Origin of the sequence: Pseudomonas sp. DCB_AW (assembly GCF_026240895.1) — a bacterium.
GTDB lineage: Bacteria > Pseudomonadota > Gammaproteobacteria > Pseudomonadales > Pseudomonadaceae > Aquipseudomonas > Aquipseudomonas kermanshahensis.
Map to the genome: position 1 here is coordinate 1 of NZ_JAPFCE010000037.1, position 26,019 is coordinate 26,019.

Here is a 26,019-nt window from a genome sequence, read left to right on the forward strand (position 1 = left end):
GGCAGATGCCGACCAAGCCGAACTCCTCACCGAGCACGGCGATGATGAAGTCGGTGTGGCTCTCGGGCAAAAAGTCCAGGTGCGACTGGGTGCCCAGCAGCCAGCCCTTACCGAATACCCCGCCCGACCCGATCGTGGGAGCGGGCTTGCCCGCGAAGAGGCCGGTACAGCCACTGCATCATCAGGACTGCTGCAGGGTATCCCGAGCCCGGCGCGCCTGCCTGTACAGGTAAAGGCTCAACACCAGCCCGCACGCCGCAGCCCCCGCCGCAAACAAGAACATCGAAGCAAACCCGAACCCCGCCGCCACTGCGCCCACCAGCGGGCCGGTAATCCCCAGCGACAAATCGATGAACAGCGAATACGCCCCAACCGCAGCGCCGCGGTTGGCCGCCGACACCTGGTTCACCGCTTCCACGCCCAGCGCCGGGAACACCAGCGAAAAACCAAAGCCACTCAGTGCCGCACCTGCCAATGCCAGCTCGGCACTGGGTGCCAGCCACAGCATCAACAACCCCACGGTCTCCACCGAAAGGCAGGCGATCGCCACGCGAAAACCACCGATGCGATTGATCAGGTTGCCGAACAACAAGCGGGCACTGATGAAGCTGGCGCCGAACAGGCTCAAGGTCAGTGCGGCATTCGGCCAGTCGCGGCTGGCGTAGTACAAGGTGATGAACGTGGCGATGGTGCCAAAGCCGATCGAGCCCAAGGCCAGGCCTGAGCCATGCGGGAACACCTTGCCCAATACGCTCAGGAATGGCAGGCGCACGCCGCTGACGATGGGCGCCGCGCGCTTGGGCCAGGCCAGCAGAAGGCCGGCCGCGCACAGCAGCATGATGCTCACGCCCATGCTCCATAGCCCCAGTGTCTTGACCATCAGCACCCCCAGCGGCGCGCCAATGGCCAGAGCGCCATAGCTAGCAATGCCGTTCCAGGAGATGACCTTGGCGGTATTCTCAGCGCCCACCCGGCCGATGCCCCAGCCGATCGCGCCAGAGCCCACCAGGCTTTCGGCGCTGCCCAGCACCAGGCGGCCGATCAGCAAGCAGGTCAGGCTCAGCCAGGGCAGGTGGGTGAGAAAGGCGCAAGCCAGCATGAATACGCCGCTGAGCCCACAACCGGCCAGGCCATACATCACCGCCTTCTTGCTGCCGAGGTTGTCGATGATGCGGCTGGCCGTCGGGCGGCTGAGCAACGTGGCGAGGTATTGCACGCTGATCACCAGGCCAGCGACCACGGCGCTGAAGCCCAGGTCGTTATGCACATAGCTGGGCAATACGGCCAGGGGGATGCCGATGTTCAGGTAGCCGATAAAGGTGAAGAGGACGATGGAGACGACTTGCAGGGTGACCGCAAGAGGGCGCGGTGAGTGGGGCATGGGGGCCTTCGTGGCAGAGTTCTGGACGGTGTGAAAACGTGATGACGGGGGTGGCCCGCAGGTCAGCCGTTTTCACACAGTCGGGGGATGCGCAGTTATTCCTGGTCAGCGCTGGATTGATCGTCACCATCCTGATCGACGGCAGGCGTCGGCTCGGCATGGACGGTAACGGTTTGCTCTTCTGGGTTCAGGCTTGGGAAGGGAAGATTCGGGATTTCATGCATCTCGTCGTTCCTCGCAAGTGTGAGTGAAAAGGCTGCGCCAGGCGCGTGTGGGGCTTTAAAAAGCTGGGGCAGGATACAGCAGTCTGGATGACAGTTTGAAATTTTTCCCGTTCGTTTGTCGGTTTTACGGGCGAATAGCGGACATTTGCCTTACAAAAAACGGGGCCATTGCGGCCCCGTTTTCGCTTGTTACTTACGGCCTTCGGCCGTCTCGGCGACCTTGTCGGTGCGCGCGCACATGATGAAGTCGTTGCGGTGCAGGCCTTTGATCGAGTGGCTCCACCAGGTCACGGTGACCTTGCCCCACTCGGTCAGCAGGCCGGGGTGGTGGCCTTCGGCTTCAGCGATTTCACCCACGGCGTTGGTGAAGTCCAGGGCGTGCTTGAAGTTCTTAAACTTGAACACGCGCTCCAGCTCCATGTGGCCGTCACGCACTTCGATGTTCCAGTCCGGGATTTCGCGAATCAGCTCGGCCAACTCTTCGTCACTGACTTTCGGGGCGTCGGCGCGGCAGGCTTCGCAGTGGGCTTGGTTCAAGGCATTCATGGTGTCTTTTTCCAGTTCGAGTTGTTATCAGGTGGCTTCAGGCAGCAACCTTGGGTGGAAACTTGGGGGTGTGCAGGCCCAACTGCATGGCCTGCTGCACCATGCCCATAATGTCTTCATGGGCCAGGTCGAATAGGCGCTTGAGGTTCGGCAGCACGAAGTACAGCGGCTGCAGAATGTCGATACGGTACGGCGTGCGCATCGCCTCGATCGGGTCGAACGCCTGATGTTCCGGTTCGTTCGACAGACTGTAGACCGTTTCTTTCGGCGAAGAGAGGATGCCGCCGCCATAGATCTTGCGACCTTGCGGGGTCTCCATCAGGCCGAACTCGATGGTCATCCAGTACAGGCGCGCCAGGTAAACGCGCTGTTCCTTGGTCGCAGCCAAGCCGAGCTTGCCGTAGGTGTGGGTGAATTCGGCGAAATACGGGTTGGTCAGCAGCGGGCAGTGGCCGAAGATCTCGTGGAAGATGTCGGGCTCCTGCAGGTAGTCGAGTTCTTCCGGCGTGCGGATGAACGTGGCGACCGGGAAGCGCTTGCTGGCCAGCAGTTCGAAGAACGTCTGGAAGGGGATCAGCGCTGGCACCCTGGCAACCTGCCAGCCGGTGGTGGCGCCCAAGACCTTGTTGACCTCGCCCAATTGCGGGATACGGTCGTGGGGCAGCTTCAACTGATCGATGCCGTCCAGGTATTCCTGGCAGGCACGGCCTTCAATGACTTTCAGCTGACGCGTGATCAGCGTGTTCCACACCGCATGCTCTTGCTGCGGGTAGTCGATAAAACCATGCGCATCGGGCTCGCGTGCCACGTATTGCGTCTGTTTCATGTGGCTCTCCTGGTGAGGGCTTTTCTTGTTATGTCCACGACATACCTAAGGAATATCCCCTCATTGCCCGATTTGCACGGGGGTAGGGTGGCCGCCCCGGTCCAGGATCGGTCCTGGTTCGTAACGATAATTTTACAAAAAGGCGTAGGTGTCGGAAAATCCGGGGCAAAGGGCTGATGATTTACGGGTTTTTGTCAGCTTATCTTTACGAATTTTCTGCGTCGGGTTGAAAAACTTCGGCGCTTCGAGAGCGTTCATGCGTATCAAAGTGCATTGCCAGAACCGCATCGGCATCCTTCGCGACATCCTCAACCTGTTGGTGGAGTACGGCATCAACGTGCTGCGTGGTGAGGTGGGCGGCGACCATGGCAACGCCATCTACCTGCACTGCCCGAACCTGATCAACTTGCAGTTTCAGGCACTGCGGCCCAAGTTCGAAGCCATTGCCGGGGTGTTCGGCGTCAAACGCGTCGGCTTGATGCCCAGCGAGCGCCGGCACATGGAGCTGAACGCGTTGCTGGGTGCGTTGGACTTTCCGGTGCTGTCGATCGACATGGGCGGCAGCATCGTCGCCGCCAACCGCACTGCGGCGCAGTTGCTCGGGGTGCGCGTCGACGAGGTGCCGGGCATGCCGCTGGCGCGTTATGTGGAAGACTTCGACCTGCCCGAGTTGGTGCGCGCCAACAAGTCGCGCATCAATGGCCTGCGGGTCAAGGTGAAAGGGGATGTGTTTCTCGCCGACATCGCTCCCTTGCAATCCGAGCATGACGACAGCGAGGCGCTGGCCGGCGCGGTGCTGACCCTGCACCGCGCCGACCGTATCGGTGAGCGCATCTACAACGTGCGCAAGCAGGAGCTGCGCGGCTTTGACAGTATCTTCCAGAGCTCGCGGGTGATGGCGGCGGTGGTGCGCGAGGCACGGCGCATGGCGCCCTTGGATGCCCCGTTGCTGATCGAAGGGGAGACCGGTACCGGCAAGGAGTTGCTGGCACGTGCCTGCCACCTGGCCAGCCCGCGCGGGCAGTCGCCGCTCATGGCGCTCAATTGTGCGGGGTTGCCAGAATCCATGGCTGAGACCGAGCTGTTCGGCTACGGGCCGGGTGCTTTCGAGGGTGCGCGGGCCGAGGGCAAGCTGGGCCTGCTGGAGCTGACGGCCGGCGGTACGCTGTTCCTTGACGGGGTAGGGGAGATGAGCCCGCGTTTGCAGGTGAAACTGCTGCGCTTTCTGCAGGACGGTTGCTTTCGCCGCGTAGGCAGTGATGAAGAGGTGTACCTGGATGTGCGAGTGATCTGCGCCACCCAGGTGGATTTGTCCGAACTGTGCGCGCGCGGTGAGTTCCGCCAGGACCTGTACCACCGCCTCAACGTGCTGTCGCTGCACATTCCGCCATTGCGTGAGTGCATGGACGGGCTGGAAGGCTTGGTGCAGCACTTTCTCGACCAGGCCAGCCGGCAGATCGGCTGCGCCTTGCCACGGTTATTACCGGCCGCGATGGATAAACTAAGCCAGTACCACTGGCCAGGCAACGTACGGCAACTGGAAAACGTATTGTTCCAGGCGGTTTCGTTATGTGAAGGCGGTGTAGTTAAAAGCGAACATATACGGTTGCCGGACTACGGTGTGCGGCAGCCGTTGGGGGAGTTTTCATTGGAAGGGGACCTTTCACAGATTGTCGGCCGTTTTGAAAAAGCCGTGCTGGAAAGTTTGATGGGGGAATTTACAAGTAGTCGCGCACTGGGCAAAAGACTGGGTGTTTCGCACACCACGATTGCCAATAAGTTGCGGGATTATGCATTGGGCAAGTCAACTGAATAATGCCAGCCGACTGGGTTTATTTGTTCGCGGGGAAACCCGCGAAGGGCCCCAGCGGGGCCCCGATCTCAAGGGTTAGCCGTTAGAGCAACCGTTCCCCATCACGCGGTATTCAAGAATGTGCTTCTGGCCCTGGGAGTCCTCGTAGGTCATGCGGGCGGGCACGACTTCACAGACGTTGGGCACTTCGCTCATGGAGATGACGCGGGCAATGTCCAAGTGCTGCGAGTAACTGTACTGTTCAACCGGAATCTGCTCGGCATCGTTTGCTTCGCCGGCCATTGCCGCGCCGCAAAGACTGCCAAGTACCAATACCAGTAACGCTTTCATTTTCTATTTACCTGTCTAAGGTCGTGAGGGGGTGCGCGGCGCTTGTGGCGCCGCGAGTACTGCTAGTTTTAACGATCGGGATTTAGCGGGTGATTAACGCTTGCCTTCGTGGGGGCTGTTGCCAGAAGTTAATCGCCTTGCCGTTGTTGGCGAGATGAATTCTAGGCAGGTGGCAACCGCTGAAACAGTGGGACTTTTGATAAAGTGTTTTGACAGAATCTGTAACAATCGCGCGAAAAAAACCGCGATTCTTTCTGCCCTGGGCTGCGAGCCGCGTGCTAGAGCGCTTTGCTCGTACGTCAGTACCAAAATCCGCTGCTTTACTACCAACGTCGAATGGCTTTTGCCGCTCTGGTACAGTTACAAACGGTTCCATACAAAAACAACTATTACACCGAGGTAACACAGATGAGTGCGGCTCCACTGTATCCCGTTCGTCCCGAGGTTGCGGCCACTACCCTGACCGACGAGGCCACCTACAAGGCCATGTACCAGCAATCGGTGATCAACCCGGACGGCTTCTGGCGCGAGCAGGCCCAGCGTCTCGACTGGATCAAGCCGTTCACCAAGGTCAAGCAGACCTCGTTCGATGACCACCATGTCGATATCAAGTGGTTTGCCGACGGCACTCTGAACGTTTCCTCCAACTGCCTGGACCGTCACCTCGAAGAGCGTGGCGACCAACTGGCGATCATCTGGGAGGGCGACGACCCTTCCGAGCACCGCAACATCACCTACCGCGAGCTCCACGAGCAGGTCTGCAAGTTCGCCAACGCCCTGCGCGGCCAAGACGTGCACCGTGGCGATGTGGTGACTATCTATATGCCGATGATCCCCGAGGCCGTGGTCGCCATGCTGGCCTGTGCCCGCATCGGTGCAATCCACTCGGTGGTATTCGGCGGCTTCTCCCCTGAGGCGTTGGCTGGCCGAATCATCGACTGCAAGTCCAAGGTGGTGATCACCGCCGACGAAGGTGTGCGTGGCGGGCGCCGTACGCCGCTCAAAGGCAACGTCGACCTGGCGCTGACCAACCCTGAGACGAGCAGCGTGCAGAAGATCATCGTGTGCAAGCGCACCGGTGGCGATATCGCCTGGCACCAACACCGCGACATCTGGTACGAAGACCTGATGAAAGTGGCCTCCAGCCACTGCGCGCCGAAAGAGATGGGCGCTGAAGAAGCGCTCTTCATCCTTTACACCTCCGGCTCCACCGGCAAGCCCAAGGGCGTGCTGCACACCACCGGGGGTTACCTGGTTTACGCCGCGCTGACCCACGAGCGCGTGTTCGACTACCGCCCAGGTGAAGTCTACTGGTGCACCGCCGACGTTGGCTGGGTCACCGGCCACAGCTACATCGTCTACGGCCCGCTGGCCAACGGCGCCACCACCTTGCTTTTCGAAGGCGTGCCGAACTACCCGGACATCACCCGTGTGTCGAAGATCGTCGACAAGCACAAGGTCAATATCCTCTACACCGCACCGACCGCAATCCGCGCCATGATGGCCGAAGGGCAGGCTGCGGTAGAGGGTGCTGATGGTTCCAGCCTGCGCCTGTTGGGTTCGGTCGGCGAGCCGATCAACCCCGAAGCGTGGAACTGGTACTACAAGACCGTCGGCAAGGAGCGTTGCCCGATCGTCGACACCTGGTGGCAGACCGAGACCGGCGGCATCCTGATCAGCCCGCTGCCGGGCGCCACTGGCCTCAAGCCGGGCTCCGCGACCCGTCCGTTCTTCGGCGTGGTGCCGGCACTGGTGGATAACCTGGGCAACCTGATCGATGGCGCTGCCGAAGGCAACCTGGTGATTCTCGATTCCTGGCCGGGCCAGTCGCGCTCGCTGTATGGCGACCACGACCGCTTCGTCGACACCTACTTCAAAACCTTCCGGGGCATGTACTTCACCGGCGACGGCGCGCGCCGCGACGAGGATGGCTACTACTGGATCACCGGGCGCGTGGACGACGTGCTCAACGTATCTGGCCACCGCATGGGTACTGCCGAGATCGAAAGCGCCATGGTTGCCCATTCCAAGGTTGCCGAAGCGGCAGTAGTGGGCGTGCCGCACGACATCAAGGGCCAGGGCATCTATGTCTATGTCACCCTCAATGCCGGCGTGGAGCCTAGCGAGCAATTGCGCCTGGAGCTGAAGAACTGGGTGCGCAAGGAGATCGGCCCGATTGCCTCGCCGGATGTGATCCAGTGGGCGCCAGGGCTGCCGAAGACACGTTCGGGCAAGATCATGCGGCGTATCCTGCGCAAGATCGCCACGGCGGAATACGGCTCGCTGGGTGATATCTCGACCCTGGCTGACCCGGGTGTGGTGCAGCATCTGATCGACACGCACAAGGCCATGAACCTGGCTACGGCCTGATATTGGGGCAGAGCGCGAGCCCTTGTAGGAGCGGCCTTGTGTCGCGAAAGGGCCGCAAAGCGGCCCCGGCATTGCCAGTGGCGAAGCTGAAATGGTGGGGCCGCTTCGCGCCCCATCGCGACACAAGGCCGCTCCTACAGGGGTGTGTCTGTGTCAGAAAACCCCGCACGGGCAACCGGCGGGGTTTTTTGCTTTACTGTTACCCGACATTCATCGGTAACTCTTCTGTCACCGATTACGCACAGGCGCGGGGCGAGCGGAAACAGTCTTGACCCGTTTCGGTGCGTTTGCCGAGCCATTTTCTGCAACACAGCACGCTACACTTGCCGTCGTACAAGGCTTTGCGAATAATAGGCCCAGTAATTGCTAGGTCTATAGGTTATTTTCCTTGCGCCTTTGCATGTTTTGCAATGGCTGTCAACATCGCCCGCAGTGGTTTCAAGCGCTTCTGTAAGTAGTTGTCGCTTTGAAGAAATATCGACTACCGGGCTGTCGTTAAAATGCCACTCACTCGCTCGTGGTCTGCGGCCTTGGTCGAACCCTGCGCGGCTCGCGTTGTACCCATTCGCATATCGGGCAGTTGTTACCCTGCCTTGTATTGCCCCGTACCGATGGAGTTACCTGATGAAGAAGCTCGCACTGCTTGGCGCCCTGGCGCTGTCCGTGTTTTCCCTGGTGTCGCAGGCCGATGAAAAACCGTTGAAAATCGGCATCGAAGCCGCTTACCCACCCTTCGCCTTCAAGCAGCCCGACGGCAGCATCGCCGGTTTCGACTACGACATCGGCAATGCCCTGTGTGAAGAGATGAAAGCCAAGTGCACCTGGGTCGAGCAAGAGTTCGACGGCCTGATCCCGGCACTGAAGGTGCGCAAGATCGACGCTATCCTGTCGTCGATGTCGATCACCGAAGACCGCAAGAAATCGGTCGACTTCACCAAGCGCTACTACCTGACCCCAGCGCGCCTGGTCATGAAGGAAGGCACCACCGTCAGCGACAGCCTCAACGAACTGCAGGGCAAGAAGATCGGCGTGCAGCGTGGCTCGATCCATGACCGCTTCGCCAAGGAAGTACTGGGCGCCAAAGGTGCCACCGTGGTCCCTTACGGCACCCAGAACGAAATCTACCTGGATGTCGCGGCCGGTCGCCTCGATGGCACCGTGGCTGACGCCACCCTGCTGGAAGATGGCTTCCTGAAGACCGATGCTGGCAAAGGCTTCGCGTTCGTAGGCCCCGCATTCACCGACGCCAAGTACTTCGGTGACGGCATCGGCATTGCCGTGCGCAAGGGCGACAAGGCCAACGTCGACCGCATCAACGCGGCCATCGACGCCATCCGTGCCAACGGCAAGTACAAACAAATCGAAGCCAAGTACTTCAATTTCGATATCTACGGTCCAGACTCGAAGTAAGACGTCGGGTTAAACCTGTGCAATGGTGCAAACAGCAGAGGCTCTGAGGTTTGCACCATTTTTCATTCTCTAGGTCGAGGACCTCATCATGTTGAAAGGCTACGGGGCAGTCATCCTCGACGGGGCGTGGCTGACGCTGCAGCTCGCCCTGTCGTCGATGGCCCTGGCCATCGTGCTCGGCCTGATCGGTGTGGCGCTGCGCTTGTCGCCAGTGCGCTGGCTGGCTTGGCTGGGCGATATGTATGCCACGGTCATCCGTGGTATTCCGGACTTGGTACTGATCCTGCTGATCTTCTACGGCGGGCAAGACATCATCAACCGGGTAGCGCCGCTGCTCGGCTACGAAGACTACATCGACCTGAATCCGCTGGCGGCGGGTATCGGGACCTTGGGCTTCATTTTTGGCGCCTACCTGTCGGAAACCTTCCGCGGCGCCTTCCTCGGCATCCCCAAGGGCCAGGCCGAAGCCGGCGTGGCCTATGGTATGAGCAACCGTCAGGTGTTCTTCCGCATCCAGGTGCCGCAGATGATCCGCCTGGCCATCCCGGGCTTCACCAACAACTGGCTGGTGCTGACCAAGGCCACGGCGCTGATCTCGGTGGTCGGCCTGCAGGACATGATGTTCAAGGCCAAGCAGGCGGCGGACGCTACCCGTGAACCCTTCACCTTCTTCCTGGCGGTGGCGGCCCTGTACCTGGTGCTGACCAGTGTCTCGCTGCTGGCGCTGAAGTATCTTGAAAAACGCTACTCGGTAGGCGTCAAGGTGGTTGAACTATGATCTTCGACTACAACGTGGTGTGGGAGGCCATGCCGCTGTACTTGGGCGGGTTGCTGACCACCCTGAAGCTGCTGGCGCTGTCACTGTTGTTCGGTTTGCTCGCGGCGATTCCGCTGGGGCTGATGCGGGTGTCCAAGCAGCCGCTGGTGAACCTCACCGCCTGGTTGTACACCTATGTGATCCGCGGTACGCCGATGCTGGTGCAGTTGTTCCTGATCTACTACGGCCTGGCCCAGTTCGAAGCGGTGCGCGAGAGCATCTTCTGGCCGCTGCTGTCCAGTGCGACCTTCTGCGCTTGCCTGGCCTTTGCCGTCAACACCAGCGCCTACACCGCAGAAATCATCGCCGGCAGCCTCAAGGCCACGCCCCATGGCGAGATCGAAGCGGCCAAGGCCATGGGCATGTCGCGCTTCAAGATGTACCGCCGCATCCTGCTGCCCTCGGCCTTGCGCCGGGCATTGCCGCAGTACAGCAACGAAGTGATCATGATGCTGCAGACCACCAGCCTGGCGTCGATCGTCACCCTGATCGACATCACGGGTGCGGCGCGCACGGTCAATGCCCAGTACTACCTGCCTTTCGAGGCCTACATCACGGCGGGCGTGTTCTACCTGTGCCTGACCTTCATCCTGGTGCGCCTGTTCAAGATGGCCGAACGCCGCTGGCTCGGCTACCTGGCGCCGCGCAAGCACTGACCGCTTTGTGAGAATCGACAGCATGTACAAACTCGAAGTCCAAGACCTGCACAAGCGCTATGGCAGCCATGAAGTGCTCAAGGGCGTGTCCCTGGCGGCCAAGGCAGGCGATGTGATCAGCATCATCGGCTCCAGCGGCTCGGGCAAGTCAACCTTCCTGCGCTGCATCAACCTGCTGGAGCAGCCCCACGCCGGCAAGATTCTGCTCAATAACGAAGAGCTGAAACTGGTCGCTGGCAAGGATGGCGCGCTCAAGGCGGCCGACGCGCGCCAGTTGCAGCGCATGCGCTCGCGCCTGTCGATGGTGTTCCAGCATTTCAACCTGTGGTCGCACATGACCGCGTTGGAGAACGTCATCGAAGCCCCCGTGCACGTGCTCGGGGTGAGCAAGAAAGAGGCCCTGGAAAAGGCCGAGTACTACCTGGCCAAGGTGGGTGTGGCCCACCGCAAGGATGCCTTCCCGGGGCACATGTCCGGTGGTGAGCAGCAGCGCGTGGCGATTGCCCGTGCCTTGGCCGTCGAGCCTGAGGTGATGCTGTTCGACGAGCCGACCTCGGCCCTCGACCCCGAGCTGGTGGGCGATGTGCTCAAGGTGATGCAGGCGCTGGCCCAGGAAGGCCGGACCATGGTGGTGGTGACCCACGAGATGGGCTTTGCCCGCGAGGTGTCGAACCAGTTGGTGTTCCTGCACAAGGGCCTGGTCGAAGAGACCGGCTGCCCGCGCGAGGTGCTGGCCAACCCGCAATCGGAGCGGCTCAAGCAGTTCCTCTCCGGCAGCCTCAAGTAAAGTAGGCTGCATCTTTGCACCAGAATAGGGCATGCTGCGCAGCGAGCGCAGCCTGACCCTGTGCCACTGACGTGAACGCCCCCAAGGTTTCGGACCGCACCCTATGACCACCCAGCGAATCGGTTTTCTCATCTGGCCCAGCACCAAGCCCTTGACCCTGGCGCTGGCCGAGGAAGTGTTGCAGGTGGCCCAGCGGGTGCATCCGGATGTGGTCTACGACTTGGCGTTTCTGCAGGCCGAGCCGGCGGTGGAGGGCGCCTGGCGCTTGCCGGGCGAGCCGTGGAATGGCCGCCTCGAAGGGTGCCAGAAGCTCTTGTTGCTGGCCGACGAGCCGCCGCAGGCCGTGGGTTCGGTGTTGTCGACCGCACTCAAGCAACTGGCGCGCAGTGGTTGCATGATCGGTGGCTTGTCTGCCGGTGTGTATCCGCTGGCGCAGCTTGGCCTGCTCGACGGTTACCGTGCGGCAGTGCACTGGCGCTGGCAGGATGATTTTGCCGAGCGCTTCCCCAAAGTCATCGCCACCAGCCACCTGTTCGACTGGGACCGCGACCGCCTGACTGCCTGTGGTGGTATGGCGGTGACCGACCTGTTGCTGGCCGTGCTGGCGCGTGATCACGGCGCGGAGCTGGCGGGGGCGGTGTCCGAGGAGCTGGTGGTCGAGCGCATTCGCGAGGGCGGCGAGCGTCAGCGCATTCCGTTGCAAAACCGCTTGGGCTCCAGCCACCCCAAACTGACCCAGGCTGTGCTGCTGATGGAAGCCAACATCGAAGAGCCGCTGACCACCGACGAGATCGCCCAGCATGTGTGCGTGTCGCGTCGGCAGCTGGAGCGGATCTTCAAGCAGTACCTGAACCGCGTGCCCAGCCAGTATTACCTCGAGTTGCGGCTGAACAAGGCGCGGCAGATGCTGATGCAGACCAGCAAGTCGATCATCCAGATCGGCTTGTCGTGCGGGTTCTCTTCCGGGCCGCATTTTTCCAGTGCCTACCGTAATTTCTTTGGCGCGACGCCGCGAGAAGATCGCAACCAGCGGCGTAACAGCAGCCCGTTCGAGTTGAGTTCGGCGCCGGCTGAAAAGGGCTGAGATTCTGGTTGGGTTCGGGCGAATGCCTTGGGGGTGAGGGTGGCGCCGAAATCGAGCGCCGCCCGCGCGGCGCTTCGCAGCACAAGGCTGCTCCCACATCTGTTTCGGGCCAATGAGTCCTGAGGCAGAGGCGCGCGGCCCTTTGGCGTCCACCTCGATATCGTGCGGAACAAACAAGGCGGTCGCGCGCGTAGGTACAGGCGTAACTGGCCCGAAACAGATGTGGGAGCAGCCTTGTGCTGCGAAGCGCCGCGCGGGCGGCGCTCGATTTCCGCGCCACCGCCACATCATCGCCCTACACCCGCGCCCCCCCCCCGCCCAATTCCGTGTGAACACCCGTTCACCCAGCCACCCACTCCCGTTACACTGCGCGATTGCGACAGTGTTTGTCGCATTGCCGAAAGCCTGGGTAAAACAGGGTTTTGCGCTGTAACAAGTTGTCGCTTGGCCGCAAGGACAGGCGCTGATCAGTCCTTACAATCCCCCCATCGCTCGCCACTTCCAGGCCAGCGTTCCTCTTCAGGAGACTCAGATGTCCGTTGAGCAAGCCCCGGTGCAACGTGCCGATTTCGACCAGGTCATGGTTCCCAACTATTCGCCGGCGGCCTTCATTCCTGTCCGAGGCGAGGGTTCCCGGGTTTGGGACCAGTCGGGTCGCGAGCTGATCGACTTTGCTGGCGGTATCGCCGTCAATGCCCTGGGTCACTGCCATCCGGCACTGGTCAAGGCGCTGACCGAGCAGGCCAACACCCTCTGGCACGTGTCCAACGTCTTCACCAACGAGCCGGCCCTGCGCCTGGCGCACAAGCTGGTAGACGCGACGTTTGCCGACCGTGCCTTCTTCTGTAACTCCGGTGCCGAGGCCAACGAGGCCGCCTTCAAGCTGGCCCGTCGCGTGGCCCATGACCGCTTCGGCCCTGAAAAGCACGAAATCATCGCCACCGTGAACAGCTTCCACGGGCGTACCCTGTTCACCGTCAGCGTCGGTGGCCAGCCGAAGTACTCCGATGGCTTCGGGCCGAAGATCACCGGCATCAGCCATGTGCCTTACAACGACCTGGAAGCACTGAAAGCACAGATTTCCGGCAAGACCTGCGCCGTGGTAATCGAACCGATCCAGGGCGAAAGTGGTGTGGTGCCGGCCGACAAGGCGTACCTGGAAGGCGCACGCAAGCTGTGCGATGAGCACAATGCCCTGCTGATCTTCGACGAAGTGCAGACCGGCGTTGGCCGTACCGGTTCGCTGTATGCCTACCAGCACTACGGTGTAACCCCGGATATCCTGACCAGCGCCAAGAGCCTGGGCGGCGGCTTCCCGATCGGCGCCATGCTGACCACCACCGAGCTGGCCAAACACCTGGCCGTCGGCACCCACGGCACCACCTATGGCGGTAACCCGCTGGGCTGCGCCGTTGCCTGCGCCGTGCTGGACGTGATCAACACCCCTGAAACCCTGGCCGGCATCAAGGCCAAGCACACGCGTTTTAAAACCCGCCTGGAGAAGATCGGCCAGCAGTACGGCCTGTTCTCCCAGGTGCGTGGCGTCGGCCTGCTGATCGGTTGCGTGCTGACCGACGCCTGGCAGGGCAAGGCCAAGGACGTGCTCAACGCCGCCGAGAAAGAAGGTGTGATGGTGCTGCAGGCCGGCCCGGACGTGGTGCGTTTCGCGCCTAGCCTGGTGGTTGAAGACGCCGACATCGAAGAAGGCCTGGACCGCTTCGAGCGCGCCGTGGCCAAACTGACCCAAGGCTGATTCGCCTGCGGTCCCTTCGCCGGCCCTTAGCGGGCCGGCGATAGCTGAATTCCAGTGCGGGCGCGTGCTTGCCGTTTCAATCACGCGCCCGCCGTTTTTTCGTGCCGTCACGAACGGCCCGCTTTACCAAAGGAGTGACACCATGCTGGTGATGCGCCCCGCGCAAATGGCTGACCTGAACGAAGTGCAGCGCATGGCTGCCGACAGCCCCATTGGTGTCACCTCGCTGCCGGACGATACTGCCCGTCTGGGCGACAAGATCGCCGCGTCGGAAACCTCCTTCGCCGCCGAGGTCAGCTTCAATGGCGAAGAAAGCTACTTCTTCGTGCTCGAAGACAGCGACACCGGCAAGCTTGCCGGCTGCTCGGCCATCGTCGCCTCGGCCGGTTACTCCGAGCCGTTCTACAGTTTCCGTAACGAGACCTTCGTGCACGCCTCGCGCGAGCTGAAGATCCACAACAAGATCCACGTTCTCTCGCTGTGCCACGACCTGACTGGCAACAGCTTGCTGACCAGCTTCTACGTGCTGCCCGAATTGGTCGGCAGCGGCTGGGCCGAGCTCAACTCGCGTGGCCGCCTGCTGTTCATGGCCTCGCACCCGGAGCGTTTTGCCGATTCGGTGGTGACCGAGATCGTGGGTTACAGCGACGATCAGGGCGAGTCGCCCTTCTGGGATGCCATAGGCCGCAACTTCTTCGACCTCAACTACGCCCATGCCGAGCGCCTGTGCGGGCTGAAGAGCCGTACCTTCCTGGCCGAACTGATGCCGCACTACCCGATCTACGTGCCGCTGCTGCCCGACGAAGCCCAGGAGGCCATGGGCCAAGTGCATCCGCGGGCGCAGATCACCTTCGACATCCTGATGCGTGAAGGCTTTGAGACCGAGCACTACATCGACATCTTCGACGGCGGGCCGACCTTGCACGCACGGGCTTCGGGCATCCGCTCGATTGCCCAGAGCCGTGTAGTACCGGTCAAGCTGGAGGAGGCCCCGGCCAAGGGGGGGCGCCCGTACCTGGTGTGCAACGGCCAGTTGCAGGACTACCGCGCGGTGTTGCTGGAACTCGACTGGGTGCCCGGCAAGCCGGTCAGCTTGGGGCGCGACGCAGCCGAGGCCCTGGGTGTCGGTGAGGGTGCAAGCGTGCGGCTGGTTGCCGTCTAAGGCGTGAGCCTGCGCAGGCAGCTCGAAACAGCAAGCTCGAAACGAAGCGTTTCGCGGTGGCAGAGGTCGCCGCTCAAGGAGATAGCATGATCGTTCGTCCCGTACGCAGCAGCGATTTACCCGCGCTGATCGAATTGGCTCGCAGCACCGGTACCACCGGGCTGACCACGCTGCCAGCCAACGAAGAGCGCCTTGGGCATCGCGTGGGCTGGGCCGAGAAGAGCTTCCGTGGCGAAGCCGAGCGGGGCGATACCGACTACCTGTTCGTGCTGGAAAACGACGAGGGCCTGGTGGTGGGCATCAGCGCCATCGCCGGGGCCGTCGGCCTGCGTGAGCCTTGGTACAACTACCGGGTCGGGCTCACCGTCAGCGCCTCGCAGGAGCTGAACATCTACCGCGAGATCCCCACCCTGTTCCTGGCCAACGACCTGACCGGCAACTCCGAGCTGTGCTCGTTGTTTTTGCGCAGTGACTACCGTTCCGGCCTCAATGGCCGCTTGCTATCGCGGGCGCGGATGTTGTTCATCGCCGAGTTCCCGGAGCTGTTCGGCAAGAAGATCATTGCCGAGATGCGCGGCATGTCCGACGAGCAGGGCCGCTCGCCGTTCTGGGAAAGCCTGGGCCGCCACTTCTTCAAGATGGAGTTCAGCCAGGCCGACTACCTGACCGGGGTGGGCAACAAGTCGTTCATCGCCGAGCTGATGCCCAAGTTCCCGCTGTACACCTGCTTCCTCTCCGAAGCCGCGCGCAACGTGATCGGGCGTGTCCACACCGACACCGAGCCTGCGCTGGCCATGCTCAAGCAGGAAGGTTTCAACTACCAGGGCTATGTCGACATCTTCGACGCAGGCCCCGCCATCGAGTGCGAGACCGCGAAGATTCGTGCCGTGCGCGAAAGCCAGACCCTGGTGCTGGCGGTCGGTACCCCGGGCGATGACGCCACCCCTTACATCATCCACAACCGCAAACGCGACGACTGCCGCATCACGGCCGCGCCTGCACGCCTGGCGGCTGGCACCCTGGTGGTCGACCCGCTGACCGCCAAGCGCCTGCGCATGGGGGCTGGCGACAACGTGCGTGCCGTGCCGCTGTCGGCAAGCCGGGAGGCCCAGTAAATGACTACGCATTACATCGCCGGCCACTGGCAGGCCGGCCAGGGAGCACCCCTGCAATCGCTCAATCCCGTGACCCAGGCCGTTGTCTGGGACGGGCAGGGCGCCGACGCCAGCCAGGTTGACGCTGCCGTGAAGGCTGCGCGCCAGAACTTTCCGGCCTGGGCGCAGTTGAGCCTGGAGGCACGTATCGATGTGCTGGAAAAGTTTGCCGAACAGCTGAAGCAGCATGCTGAAGCGCTGGCGCATTGCATCGGCGAAGAAACCGGCAAGCCGCTGTGGGAATCGGCGACCGAAGTCACCAGCATGATCAACAAGGTGGCGATTTCGGTACAGAGCTACCGCGAGCGCACCGGTGAAAAAAGCGGCCCACTGGCCGATGCCACGGCCGTGCTGCGGCACAAGCCCCACGGTGTGGTGGCAGTGTTCGGGCCCTACAACTTCCCCGGCCACTTGCCCAATGGGCACATTGTGCCGGCACTGCTGGCGGGCAACTGCGTGGTCTTCAAGCCCAGCGAGCTGACGCCCAAGGTGGCCGAACTGACGGTCAACTGCTGGATCGCCGCCGGCTTGCCTGCCGGAGTGCTCAACCTGGTCCAGGGCGCGCGTGAAACGGGCGTGGCGCTGGCGGCCAACCCGGGTATCGACGGGTTGTTCTTCACCGGCTCCAGCCGCACTGGCAACCTGTTGCACCAGCAGTTCGCCGGGCGCCCGGACAAGATCCTCGCGCTGGAGATGGGCGGCAACAACCCGTTGCTGGTGGACGAGGTCAAGGACCTGGACGCTGCGGTGTACACCATCATCCAGTCGGCCTTCATTTCTGCTGGCCAGCGCTGCACCTGTGCACGACGCCTGCTGGTGCCGCAAGGGGCGTGGGGCGATTCGTTGATCACGCGGCTGGTCGAGGTGTGCAAAAGCATCACCGTTGGCGCTTTCGACCAGCAGCCAGCGCCGTTCATGGGTTCGGTGATTTCGCTGCAGGCAGCACAGGCGCTGATCGCAGCCCAGGCAGAGCTGGTGGGCAAGGGCGCTGTGAAGTTGCTGGAAATGACCCAGCCCGAGGCTGATGCCGCGTTGCTGACACCGGGCATTCTCGATGTCAGCGCCGTTGCCGACCGCCCGGACGAAGAGTTCTTCGGCCCGTTGCTGCAGGTGATTCGCTACGCCGATTTCGAGGCCGCCATCGATGAGGCCAACAACACCCAGTACGGCCTGGCCGCCGGGCTGCTGTCCGACTCCCGCGCCCGTTACCAGTACTTCTGGCTGCGCAGCCGGGCGGGCATCGTCAACTGGAACAAACAGTTGACCGGCGCCGCCAGCAGCGCGCCGTTCGGGGGTGTCGGCAACAGCGGCAACCACCGCGCCAGCGCCTATTACGCGGCCGACTACTGCGCTTACCCCGTGGCTTCGCTGGAGACCGCCAGCCTTGCCTTGCCGGCAACCTTGACGCCGGGCGTCACCCTATAACAAACGGTCTCGGAGCCTAGCCGATGAAATCCTATGAAGTGAATTTTGATGGCCTGGTGGGGCCTACCCACAACTATGGCGGCTTGTCTTACGGCAATGTGGCTTCGCAAAGCAACAGCCAGCAGGCGTCCAACCCGCGTGAAGCGGCGCGCCAGGGCCTGGCAAAGATGAAGGCCTTGGCCGACATGGGCTTCAAGCAGGGCGTGCTGGCCCCGCAGGAGCGCCCGGACGTAGCTGCGCTGCGCCGCCTGGGCTTCACTGGCAGCGATGCCGAAGTGATCCAGCGCGCCGCCAAGGAGGCCATGCCGTTGCTGGTGGCCAGCTGCTCGGCCTCAAGCATGTGGGTGGCCAACGCTGCCACGGTCAGCCCCAGTGCCGACACCGCCGATGGCCGCGTGCACTTCACTGCTGCCAACCTCAACTGCAAATACCACCGCAGCATCGAGCACCCGACCACCAGCCGCGTGCTGGAGGCGATGTTCGCCGATGCCAAGCACTTCGCCCACCACGAGGCATTGCCGGCGGTGGCGCAGTTCGGTGACGAGGGCGCGGCCAACCACACTCGCTTCTGCCGCAGCTATGGCGAGGCGGGCGTCGAATTCTTCGTCTACGGCCGAAGCGCCTTCGACAGCCGCTACCCTGCGCCGCAGAAGTACCCGGCGCGGCAAACCCTGGAGGCGTCCCAGGCCGTGGTGCGGCTGCACGGCCTGCGCGATGACGGCGTGGTCTACGCTCAACAGAACCCGGCAGTGATCGACCAGGGCGTGTTCCACAACGACGTGATTTCGGTGGGTAACGGCGAGGTGCTGTTCTACCACGAGGACGCCTTCCTGGAGACCGATGCGGTGCTTGGCCAGCTGCAAGCTAAACTGGCCAACAAGGGCGGCAACTTCCAGGCCATCCGTGTGCCGCGTGCGGCGGTGGCAGTAGACGACGCCGTGCGTTCGTACCTGTTCAACAGCCAGCTGCTCAGCCGTGACGACGGCTCCATGCTGCTGGTAGTGCCGGAAGAGTGCCGCAGTAACGAGCGCGTCTGGGCCTACCTGGAACAACTGACCCAGCAGGGCGGCCCGGTCAAAGAGGTCAAAGTGTTCGACCTCAAGCAGAGCATGCAGAACGGCGGAGGCCCTGCTTGCCTGCGTCTGCGCGTGGCATTGAAGGAATCGGAACTGGCGGCGGTGAATCCAGGCGTTATCATGACCGCGCCGCTGTACGACACCCTGCTGCAATGGGTCGACAAGCATTACCGCGATCGCCTTGGCGAAGCGGAGCTGGCCGATCCGCAACTGCTGGTCGAATGCCGTACGGCACTGGATGAGTTGACCCAGATTCTGAAATTGGGTTCGGTCTATCCGTTCCAACGCCAACCTTGAAGAGAGACTAAGTAATGACCGATGCCCTGCGCCTGATCCTCGAAGACGAAGACGGCACCCAGCTGGAAACCTCCTGCACCCGTTTTGCTGTGGTCTGGCAAGGCAAGGAAGTGTGGATTCAGCAGGACGGCCGCGGCCAGTTGCTGATTGGCGTGGATGTCGATGAAAACGACACCGAGTATGCCAACCTGCTGCTGCGCCCGATGGCCACCAACCTGGTCAGCCTGCAGCTGGAAATGGAGCTGGCTGAAGCCGCTGATGGCGACGATCACGTCCATGGCCCTGATTGCGGCCACCACCACTAAGGAAGTGCCTATGCTCGCCCTCGGCAAATTGCTTGAGCTGACCTTGACCGATCACGAACCGGCCGAGAAGACCCAAGTTACACCCAAGGGCGTGCGTTTGCGCTGGCTGGGGGAGGGCGCCCTTGAGGTGCGCCCGCCCGAGCATGAGGACAGTGGGCTCGACCTGCTGCTGTCGGCCGGTATCCATGGTAACGAAACGGCGCCGATCGAGTTGCTCGAGCGCCTGTTGCATGGCGTGGCCAATGGCAAGATCAAGCCGCGTTCGCGGGTGTTGTTCCTGTTCGGCAACCCGGCGGCCATCCGCAAGGGCGAGCGCTTCGTCGAGCAGGACATCAACCGCCTGTTCAATGGTCGCCACGAGCTGTCCAGTGGTTTCGAGGCGCTGCGCGCCGCCGAACTTGAACAGTTTGCCCGGGTGTTCTTCAGCAAGCCGGGCCGCCCCCGCCTGCATTACGACCTGCATACCGCCATCCGTGGCTCGAAGATCGAGCAGTTTGCCCTGTACCCCTACAAGGAAGGGCGCAAGCATTCCCGCCGGGAGCTGGCGCGCCTGGCCGCAGCGGGTATGGAGGCCGTGCTGTTGCAGAGCAAGTCGTCCATTACCTTCAGCGCCTTCACCTACGAGCAGCTCGACGCCGAGGCGTTCACCCTGGAGCTTGGCAAGGCGCGGCCGTTCGGGCAGAACGAGCAGGTCAACCTCGACAAGCTGGAAGAGCGCCTGATCCAGATCATCGAAGGCACCGAGCCTGAGACTGAAGACTCGCTGGAGGGCTTGAAACTGTTCAGCGTCGCCCGCGAGATCATCAAGCACAGCGAGGGCTTCCGCCTGCACTTGCCGGCGGATATCGAAAACTTCTCCGAGCTGAGCAAGGGTTACCTGCTGGCCGAAGACCTGGCCGAAATGCGCTGGGTGGTCGAGGAGGAGGGCGCGCGGATCATCTTCCCCAACCCTAAGGTAAAAAACGGGCTGCGCGCGGGAATTCTGGTAGTACCGGATTCGGGCCAGCGCCTAGGCTGAATACCGCCCTTGTAAGAGCAGCCTTGTGCTGCGAAGCGGCCAGTGCAAGCACAATGAATGCTCGCTGATTACACTGGCCGCTTCGCAGCACAAGGCTGCGCCTACCGGAAATGCAGGATTATTGGATCCTGTTTCACCATGAAAACCTTTTAATTCACCGTCTATTCCATTTTCCCTTCCCTTCGGCCGTAATGGGCTTGCCAGTGGCGAAAGGCTGCAATTAGCATCCGATCATGTCATTTTCGTTTGCAACCGCCTGAAAACCGTCTATTCGACGTTTTCCATCGCATAAACACACTGCACCGAGTTTGCAGGACCGATATAATGCGGCCCTTTGCCGTCGTTTCGTCGACGCGTTTGCCCATCAGGGCCGCCGTTTCCGTGGAAGAACCTATGAAAAGCGCAGAAATCCGTGAAGCCTTCCTTCGCTTCTTCGAAGAGCAGGGACACACCCGAGTTGCCTCCAGCTCCCTGATCCCGGGCAATGACCCGACCCTGCTGTTTACCAACGCCGGCATGAACCAGTTCAAGGACTGCTTCCTCGGCCAGGAAAAGCGCGCCTACACCCGCGCCGTCAGCAGCCAGAAATGCGTACGCGCCGGCGGCAAGCACAACGACCTGGAAAACGTCGGCTACACCGCGCGTCACCATACGTTCTTCGAGATGCTGGGCAACTTCAGCTTCGGCGACTATTTCAAGCGCGACGCGATCACCTACGCCTGGACCTTCCTGACCTCGGACAAGTGGCTGAACCTGCCGAAGGAAAAGCTCTGGGTCACCGTCTACGCCACCGATGACGAAGCGTACGACATCTGGACCAAGGAAATCGGCGTGCCGGCCGAGCGCATGGTGCGCATCGGTGACAACAAAGGCGCCCCGTACGCGTCCGACAACTTCTGGACCATGGGCGATACCGGCCCGTGCGGCCCTTGCACCGAGATCTTCTACGACCACGGCGCCGACATCTGGGGCGGCCCACCCGGCTCGCCGGAAGAAGACGGCGACCGCTACATCGAGATCTGGAACAACGTCTTCATGCAGTTCAACCGCACCGCCGATGGCGTCCTGCACCCGCTGCCAGCCCCCTCGGTAGACACCGGCATGGGCCTGGAGCGTGTCAGTGCGGTACTGCAGCATGTTCACTCGAACTACGAGATCGACCTGTTCCAGAACCTGCTCAGCGCCGCGGCCAAGGCCATCGGTTGCAGCAATGACAGCCAGGCGTCGCTGAAAGTGGTCGCCGACCATATCCGTTCGTGCGGCTTCCTGATCGCAGACGGCGTGCTGCCGTCCAACGAAGGCCGTGGCTACGTGCTGCGCCGCATCATTCGCCGCGCTTGCCGCCACGGCAACAAGCTGGGCGCCAAGGGCAGCTTCTTCTACCAGATCGTTGCCGCACTGGTGGCCGAGATGGGCGAAGCCTTCCCAGAGCTGAAGAGCCAGCAGGCGCATATCGAGCGCGTGCTCAAGGCTGAAGAAGAGCAATTCGCCAAGACCCTGGAGCAAGGCCTGCGCATCCTCGAGCAGGACCTGGCGCAACTGCAGGGTGACGTGGTGCCGGGTGACGTGGTGTTCAAACTGTACGACACCTACGGCTTCCCCATGGACCTGACCGCCGACATCGCCCGCGAGCGCGAGCTGACCATCGACGAAGCCGGTTTTGAGCGTGAAATGGACGCTCAGCGTGAGCGTGCGCGCTCTGCCAGCGCCTTCGGCATGGACTACAACAGCCTGGTCAAGGTCGACACCGCCACAGACTTCCTGGGCTACACCACCACCGAAGGCCAGGCCAAGGTCATTGCTCTGTACAAGGACGGCCAGGCCGTCGAGCAGTTGGGCGAAGGCGAGCAGGGCGTGGTGATCCTCGACCGCACGCCGTTCTACGCCGAGTCCGGCGGCCAGGTGGGTGACAGCGGCTTCCTGCAGGCTGGCGCCGTGCGCTTTGACGTGCGCGACACCACCAAAACCGGCGGTGCCTTCCTGCACCACGGTGTGGTTGCCAGCGGTGCATTGAGCGTGGGTGCCGAGGTCGAGGCCAAGGTCGACGCCGACGTGCAGCACGCCACGTCGCTGAACCACTCGGCCACTCACCTGCTGCACGAAGCGCTGCGCCAGGTGCTGGGCGATCACGTACAACAGAAAGGCTCGCTGGTCGACAGCCAGCGCCTGCGTTTCGACTTCAGCCACTTCGAGGCGGTCAAGCCAGAGCAGATCAAGGCCCTGGAAGACATCGTCAACCGTGAAGTGCGCCGCAACACCGAAGTGCTGACCGAGGTGACCGACATCGAGACCGCCAAGCGCAAAGGCGCCATGGCCTTGTTCGGCGAGAAGTACGGCGATACCGTGCGCGTGCTGAGCATGGGTGGCGACTTCTCGGTGGAGCTGTGCGGGGGTATCCATGCCAAGCGCACTGGCGATATCAGCCTGTTCAAGATCATCAGCGAAGGCGGCGTGGCCTCTGGGGTACGTCGTATCGAAGCGGTTACCGGCGCGGCTGCGCTGGCCTACCTGAACGCTGCTGAAGAGCAGGTGAAGGAAGCCGCGCAACTGGTCAAGGGTAACCGTGACAACCTGATCGACAAGCTGTCGGCGGTGCTCGAGCGCAACCGTCAGCTGGAGAAGCAGCTGGAACAGCTGCAGGCCAAGGCCGCCAGCGCCGCCGGGGATGATCTCTCCAACGCGGCCGTTGAGGTCAAGGGCGCCAAGGTGCTTGCCGCTCGCCTGGATGGGCAAGATGGCAAGGCCTTGCTGGCCCTGGTCGATCAGCTGAAGAACAAGCTCGGCCACGCAGTGATCCTGCTGGGCAGTGAGCATGAGGGCAAGGTCGTGCTGGTGGCCGGCGTGACCAAGGACCTCTCCAGCCAACTCAAGGCTGGCGATCTGATGAAACAAGCCGCTGCGGCAGTGGGTGGCAAGGGCGGTGGCCGTCCGGACATGGCCCAGGGTGGCGGCGTCGACGTCGCTGCGCTGGACCAGGCCCTGGCGCTGGCCGTGCCGTTCGCAGAGCAGGGACTTTGAGATGAGGGGGCCGGCGGTCTAGTCGCCGGCTCCTTCATGTTGGATTGTTTTTTGGGGCCCTGTATGGGCTGAGGCACCATTGAAATGGCGTTGATCGTACAGAAATTTGGCGGCACCTCTGTCGGTTCCATCGAGCGGATCGAGCAGGTAGCCGAAAAGGTCAAGAAACACCGTGAGGCGGGCGACGACCTGGTGGTCGTGCTGTCGGCCATGAGCGGTGAAACCAATCGCCTGATCGATCTGGCCAAGCAGATCACCGATCAGCCGGTTCCGCGTGAACTGGATGTGATCGTGTCGACCGGTGAGCAGGTCACCATTGCCCTGCTGACCATGGCCTTGATCAAGCGTGGTGTGCCAGCGGTGTCCTACACCGGTAACCAGGTGCGCATTCTGACCGACAGCTCGCACAACAAAGCCCGCATCCTGCAGATCGACGACCAGAAGATTCGCGCCGACCTCAAGGAAGGGCGTGTGGTCGTGGTTGCAGGTTTCCAGGGGGTCGACGAGCACGGCAGCATCACCACCCTCGGCCGTGGCGGCTCCGACACCACCGGCGTAGCCCTGGCGGCGGCGCTCAAGGCTGACGAGTGCCAGATCTACACCGATGTCGATGGCGTCTACACCACTGACCCGCGCGTGGTGCCGCAGGCACAGCGCCTGGAGAAGATCACCTTCGAAGAGATGCTGGAAATGGCCAGCCTCGGTTCCAAGGTGCTGCAGATCCGTTCGGTGGAGTTCGCCGGCAAGTACAACGTCCCGCTGCGCGTGCTGCACAGCTTCAAGGAGGGTCCGGGTACCCTCATTACCATTGATGAAGAGGAATCCATGGAACAGCCGATCATTTCCGGTATCGCCTTCAACCGTGATGAAGCCAAGCTGACCATTCGCGGCGTGCCGGACACCCCGGGCGTGGCCTTCAAGATCCTCGGCCCGATCAGCGCCTCGAACATCGAGGTCGACATGATCGTGCAGAACGTGGCGCACGATAACACCACCGACTTCACCTTCACCGTACACCGCAACGAGTACGAGAAGGCGCAGAACGTGCTGGAAAACACCGCCCGCGAAATCGGTGCCCGTGAAGTGATCGGCGACACCAAGATCGCCAAGGTCTCGATCGTTGGCGTTGGCATGCGCTCCCACGCAGGTGTTGCCAGCCGCATGTTCGAAGCCCTGGCCAAGGAGAGTATCAACATCCAGATGATCTCCACCTCCGAGATCAAGGTGTCGGTCGTGATCGAAGAGAAGTACCTGGAGCTGGCCGTACGCGCGCTGCACACCGCGTTCGAACTGGACGCTCCTGCCCGACAGGGCGAGTAAGGCGCTGCCTGGAAGGGCGCGGCTTGCCGCGCCCTTCGCGTTTCTGCTCGCCACGCACGCGCTGCTGCGGGGCGGGCAACCAGGGCTGGGTCGTCGTCCGCGACCAGGCCCCGATACCAAAGACTGTTATCCCTGAATGTTTTGCGTAAGGAGAAAGCTATGTTGATTCTGACTCGCCGGTGCGCCGAGAGCCTGATCATTGGAGACGGCGAGATCACCGTGACGGTGCTTGGCGTCAAAGGCAACCAGGTGCGTATTGGCGTCAGCGCCCCGAAAGAAGTGGCTGTGCACCGCGAGGAAATCTACCTGCGGATCAAGAAAGAGAAGGACGAGGAGCCAAGCCTTTAATTCTTTTGAAGTTTTTTTCAAAAAAAGGGTTGCAAAGGTGAAAGAGGTTCTTTAATATTCGCCTCGTGTTGCGGTGAGGTGGCCGAGTGGCCGAAGGCGCTCCCCTGCTAAGGGAGTATACCTCATAAGGGTATCGGGGGTTCGAATCCCCCCTTCACCGCCATTATTCGCTTAGGCCGCTGTAAACAGTAAGAACGCTAAGTAGTTGAAATTAAACGAAAAAAGTTCTTGCAAAAATGTTTCAGCGACCTATAATGCGCGGCAAGACACGGACTCATAGCTCAGCTGGATAGAGTACTCGGCTACGAACCGAGCGGTCGCAGGTTCGAATCCTGCTGAGTCCGCCACTTTTGAAGTGGCTTTGCTTACAAGGCTACTTCAAACAACCAGTGGTAATCTGGTCTAAAACTACCAACCACGGACTCATAGCTCAGCTGGATAGAGTACTCGGCTACGAACCGAGCGGTCGCAGGTTCGAATCCTGCTGAGTCCGCCACTTTTGAAGTGGCTCTGCTTGCAAAGACGCTTCAACAAGCCAGTGGTAACCTGGCCTAAAAATACCGACCACGGACTCATAGCTCAGCTGGATAGAGTACTCGGCTACGAACCGAGCGGTCGCAGGTTCGAATCCTGCTGAGTCCGCCATACAATCAAGAAGCCCGCTCAAATGAGCGGGCTTTTTGTTTTCTCCCGTTCACTGTTTCTCAGTGATGCCCGCTAGACTGCACATAAACCGGCCCGATAATCTTTTGCGCGGCATCTGTGTTTTTTCTTTTGCTTGTGCCGTCGCACAGATAGCTTCGAGCGTTGTCCTAGCTTTATCTCGCAAACGATTGTTCTGGCCAAAAATTTAAGCGATCTGACAGCTTAGGCAGTGTATGATTGCGCCCGTCAGCCCC

General features: G+C 61.7%; 22 protein-coding genes, 4 tRNA genes and 1 pseudogene. 21 read left to right on the forward strand and 6 right to left on the reverse strand.

From position 1 onward, the window contains the following. From OO306_RS18650 to phhA, 5 genes and pseudogenes are all read right to left on the reverse strand, one after another. Positions 1-133 (reverse strand): annotated as a pseudogene (locus OO306_RS18650) (FtsW/RodA/SpoVE family cell cycle protein); the annotation flags it as partial. Between the two features lie 48 nt (positions 134-181). Further along, positions 182-1,381, reverse strand: coding sequence for an MFS transporter (locus OO306_RS18655; protein ID WP_099430130.1), 1,200 nt, complete (start codon positions 1,379-1,381; stop codon positions 182-184). A 95-nt stretch (positions 1,382-1,476) separates the two neighbouring features. Further along, a complete protein-coding gene (locus OO306_RS18660; protein WP_256214942.1) occupies positions 1,477-1,605 on the reverse strand; it encodes a hypothetical protein in 129 nt (42 codons plus the stop codon). Between the two features lie 189 nt (positions 1,606-1,794). Then, a complete protein-coding gene (locus OO306_RS18665) occupies positions 1,795-2,151 on the reverse strand; it encodes a 4a-hydroxytetrahydrobiopterin dehydratase (RefSeq protein ID WP_027593094.1) in 357 nt (118 codons plus the stop codon). Between the two features lie 37 nt (positions 2,152-2,188). Then, entirely contained in the window at positions 2,189-2,977 is a 789-nt protein-coding gene (gene phhA / locus OO306_RS18670; RefSeq protein WP_027593093.1) for a phenylalanine 4-monooxygenase, read from the reverse strand. A 256-nt stretch (positions 2,978-3,233) separates the two neighbouring features. Here phhA and OO306_RS18675 point away from each other — a divergent pair, with 256 nt between their 5' ends. After that, positions 3,234-4,793, forward strand: coding sequence for a sigma-54-dependent phenylalanine hydroxylase transcriptional regulator PhhR (locus OO306_RS18675; RefSeq protein ID WP_027593092.1), 1,560 nt, complete (start codon positions 3,234-3,236; stop codon positions 4,791-4,793). A 72-nt stretch (positions 4,794-4,865) separates the two neighbouring features. On the opposite strand, the gene OO306_RS18680 is transcribed toward OO306_RS18675, so the two are convergent. Beyond that, on the reverse strand, positions 4,866-5,120 hold the full coding sequence (locus tag OO306_RS18680) for a DUF2790 domain-containing protein (RefSeq protein WP_027593091.1): 255 nt from the start codon (positions 5,118-5,120) through the stop codon (positions 4,866-4,868). A gap of 408 nt (positions 5,121-5,528) precedes the next feature. Here OO306_RS18680 and acs point away from each other — a divergent pair, with 408 nt between their 5' ends. From acs to OO306_RS18780, 20 genes are all read left to right on the forward strand, one after another. Continuing rightward, positions 5,529-7,490, forward strand: a complete 1,962-nt coding sequence (gene acs / locus OO306_RS18685; RefSeq protein ID WP_027593090.1) for an acetate--CoA ligase — start codon at positions 5,529-5,531, stop codon at positions 7,488-7,490. A gap of 624 nt (positions 7,491-8,114) precedes the next feature. Next, complete coding sequence (locus OO306_RS18690; RefSeq protein WP_027593089.1) at positions 8,115-8,900, forward strand: ABC transporter substrate-binding protein; 786 nt, start codon at positions 8,115-8,117, stop codon at positions 8,898-8,900. A gap of 88 nt (positions 8,901-8,988) precedes the next feature. Continuing rightward, complete coding sequence (locus tag OO306_RS18695; protein WP_027593088.1) at positions 8,989-9,678, forward strand: ABC transporter permease; 690 nt, start codon at positions 8,989-8,991, stop codon at positions 9,676-9,678. Next, entirely contained in the window at positions 9,675-10,373 is a 699-nt protein-coding gene (locus OO306_RS18700) for an ABC transporter permease (RefSeq protein ID WP_027593087.1), read from the forward strand. Before OO306_RS18695 ends, OO306_RS18700 begins: the two co-directional genes overlap by 4 nt. Before the next feature lie 22 nt (positions 10,374-10,395). After that, positions 10,396-11,160 (forward strand): arginine/ornithine transport ATP-binding protein AotP, encoded by a 765-nt coding sequence (aotP, locus tag OO306_RS18705; protein WP_027593086.1) that lies wholly within the window; start codon positions 10,396-10,398, stop codon positions 11,158-11,160. 103 nt (positions 11,161-11,263) lie between these two features. Beyond that, positions 11,264-12,244: a transcriptional regulator ArgR gene (gene argR, locus OO306_RS18710; protein WP_027593085.1), complete on the forward strand. Its 981-nt coding sequence runs from the start codon at positions 11,264-11,266 to the stop codon at positions 12,242-12,244. A 532-nt stretch (positions 12,245-12,776) separates the two neighbouring features. After that, positions 12,777-13,997 carry an aspartate aminotransferase family protein gene (locus tag OO306_RS18715; RefSeq protein WP_265969579.1) on the forward strand — a complete coding sequence of 407 codons (1,221 nt, stop codon included), beginning with the start codon at positions 12,777-12,779 and terminating at the stop codon, positions 13,995-13,997. A 142-nt stretch (positions 13,998-14,139) separates the two neighbouring features. Beyond that, positions 14,140-15,159: an arginine/ornithine succinyltransferase subunit alpha gene (gene aruF / locus OO306_RS18720; protein ID WP_027593083.1), complete on the forward strand. Its 1,020-nt coding sequence runs from the start codon at positions 14,140-14,142 to the stop codon at positions 15,157-15,159. A gap of 86 nt (positions 15,160-15,245) precedes the next feature. After that, positions 15,246-16,274 carry an arginine N-succinyltransferase gene (gene astA, locus OO306_RS18725; protein ID WP_027593082.1) on the forward strand — a complete coding sequence of 343 codons (1,029 nt, stop codon included), beginning with the start codon at positions 15,246-15,248 and terminating at the stop codon, positions 16,272-16,274. Then, the gene (gene astD / locus OO306_RS18730) at positions 16,275-17,738 is read left to right on the forward strand and encodes a succinylglutamate-semialdehyde dehydrogenase (RefSeq protein WP_265969580.1); all 1,464 of its coding nucleotides are present in this window, start codon (positions 16,275-16,277) and stop codon (positions 17,736-17,738) included. It abuts the gene before it with no gap. A 23-nt stretch (positions 17,739-17,761) separates the two neighbouring features. After that, complete coding sequence (gene astB, locus OO306_RS18735; protein ID WP_265969581.1) at positions 17,762-19,111, forward strand: N-succinylarginine dihydrolase; 1,350 nt, start codon at positions 17,762-17,764, stop codon at positions 19,109-19,111. 14 nt (positions 19,112-19,125) lie between these two features. Then, positions 19,126-19,416 (forward strand): hypothetical protein, encoded by a 291-nt coding sequence (locus tag OO306_RS18740; protein ID WP_027593079.1) that lies wholly within the window; start codon positions 19,126-19,128, stop codon positions 19,414-19,416. 10 nt (positions 19,417-19,426) lie between these two features. Continuing rightward, positions 19,427-20,434, forward strand: a complete 1,008-nt coding sequence (gene astE / locus OO306_RS18745; protein ID WP_027593078.1) for a succinylglutamate desuccinylase — start codon at positions 19,427-19,429, stop codon at positions 20,432-20,434. A 393-nt stretch (positions 20,435-20,827) separates the two neighbouring features. Then, positions 20,828-23,452, forward strand: a complete 2,625-nt coding sequence (alaS, locus tag OO306_RS18750) for an alanine--tRNA ligase (RefSeq protein WP_085272489.1) — start codon at positions 20,828-20,830, stop codon at positions 23,450-23,452. Positions 23,453-23,536: 84 nt separating this feature from the next. After that, positions 23,537-24,772, forward strand: a complete 1,236-nt coding sequence (locus OO306_RS18755) for an aspartate kinase (protein ID WP_027593076.1) — start codon at positions 23,537-23,539, stop codon at positions 24,770-24,772. A gap of 159 nt (positions 24,773-24,931) precedes the next feature. Further along, on the forward strand, positions 24,932-25,120 hold the full coding sequence (gene csrA / locus OO306_RS18760) for a carbon storage regulator CsrA (protein ID WP_003254503.1): 189 nt from the start codon (positions 24,932-24,934) through the stop codon (positions 25,118-25,120). 72 nt (positions 25,121-25,192) lie between these two features. Next, positions 25,193-25,283, forward strand: a tRNA-Ser gene (locus OO306_RS18765). Between the two features lie 107 nt (positions 25,284-25,390). After that, a tRNA-Arg gene (locus tag OO306_RS18770) sits at positions 25,391-25,467 on the forward strand. 72 nt (positions 25,468-25,539) lie between these two features. Further along, positions 25,540-25,616: transfer RNA gene (locus OO306_RS18775), tRNA-Arg, on the forward strand. A gap of 72 nt (positions 25,617-25,688) precedes the next feature. Further along, positions 25,689-25,765 (forward strand) — tRNA-Arg (locus OO306_RS18780). Positions 25,766-26,019: the final 254 nt, after the last annotated feature.

Coding starts and splice junctions, on each gene's coding strand:
- OO306_RS18675 (WP_027593092.1), top strand. CDS start 3,234: ATGCGTATCAAAGTGCATTGCCAGAACCGCATCGGCATCCTTCGCGAC.
- aruF (WP_027593083.1), top strand. CDS start 14,140: ATGCTGGTGATGCGCCCCGCGCAAATGGCTGACCTGAACGAAGTGCAG.
- OO306_RS18700 (WP_027593087.1), top strand. CDS start 9,675: ATGATCTTCGACTACAACGTGGTGTGGGAGGCCATGCCGCTGTACTTG.
- phhA (WP_027593093.1), bottom strand. CDS start 2,977: ATGAAACAGACGCAATACGTGGCACGCGAGCCCGATGCGCATGGTTTT.
- OO306_RS18680 (WP_027593091.1), bottom strand. CDS start 5,120: ATGAAAGCGTTACTGGTATTGGTACTTGGCAGTCTTTGCGGCGCGGCA.
- astE (WP_027593078.1), top strand. CDS start 19,427: ATGCTCGCCCTCGGCAAATTGCTTGAGCTGACCTTGACCGATCACGAA.
- alaS (WP_085272489.1), top strand. CDS start 20,828: ATGAAAAGCGCAGAAATCCGTGAAGCCTTCCTTCGCTTCTTCGAAGAG.
- aotP (WP_027593086.1), top strand. CDS start 10,396: ATGTACAAACTCGAAGTCCAAGACCTGCACAAGCGCTATGGCAGCCAT.
- OO306_RS18755 (WP_027593076.1), top strand. CDS start 23,537: ATGGCGTTGATCGTACAGAAATTTGGCGGCACCTCTGTCGGTTCCATC.
- OO306_RS18665 (WP_027593094.1), bottom strand. CDS start 2,151: ATGAATGCCTTGAACCAAGCCCACTGCGAAGCCTGCCGCGCCGACGCC.
- OO306_RS18715 (WP_265969579.1), top strand. CDS start 12,777: ATGTCCGTTGAGCAAGCCCCGGTGCAACGTGCCGATTTCGACCAGGTC.
- astD (WP_265969580.1), top strand. CDS start 16,275: ATGACTACGCATTACATCGCCGGCCACTGGCAGGCCGGCCAGGGAGCA.
- OO306_RS18660 (WP_256214942.1), bottom strand. CDS start 1,605: ATGCATGAAATCCCGAATCTTCCCTTCCCAAGCCTGAACCCAGAAGAG.
- astB (WP_265969581.1), top strand. CDS start 17,762: ATGAAATCCTATGAAGTGAATTTTGATGGCCTGGTGGGGCCTACCCAC.
- csrA (WP_003254503.1), top strand. CDS start 24,932: ATGTTGATTCTGACTCGCCGGTGCGCCGAGAGCCTGATCATTGGAGAC.
- astA (WP_027593082.1), top strand. CDS start 15,246: ATGATCGTTCGTCCCGTACGCAGCAGCGATTTACCCGCGCTGATCGAA.
- OO306_RS18695 (WP_027593088.1), top strand. CDS start 8,989: ATGTTGAAAGGCTACGGGGCAGTCATCCTCGACGGGGCGTGGCTGACG.
- OO306_RS18690 (WP_027593089.1), top strand. CDS start 8,115: ATGAAGAAGCTCGCACTGCTTGGCGCCCTGGCGCTGTCCGTGTTTTCC.
- acs (WP_027593090.1), top strand. CDS start 5,529: ATGAGTGCGGCTCCACTGTATCCCGTTCGTCCCGAGGTTGCGGCCACT.
- OO306_RS18655 (WP_099430130.1), bottom strand. CDS start 1,381: ATGCCCCACTCACCGCGCCCTCTTGCGGTCACCCTGCAAGTCGTCTCC.
- argR (WP_027593085.1), top strand. CDS start 11,264: ATGACCACCCAGCGAATCGGTTTTCTCATCTGGCCCAGCACCAAGCCC.
- OO306_RS18740 (WP_027593079.1), top strand. CDS start 19,126: ATGACCGATGCCCTGCGCCTGATCCTCGAAGACGAAGACGGCACCCAG.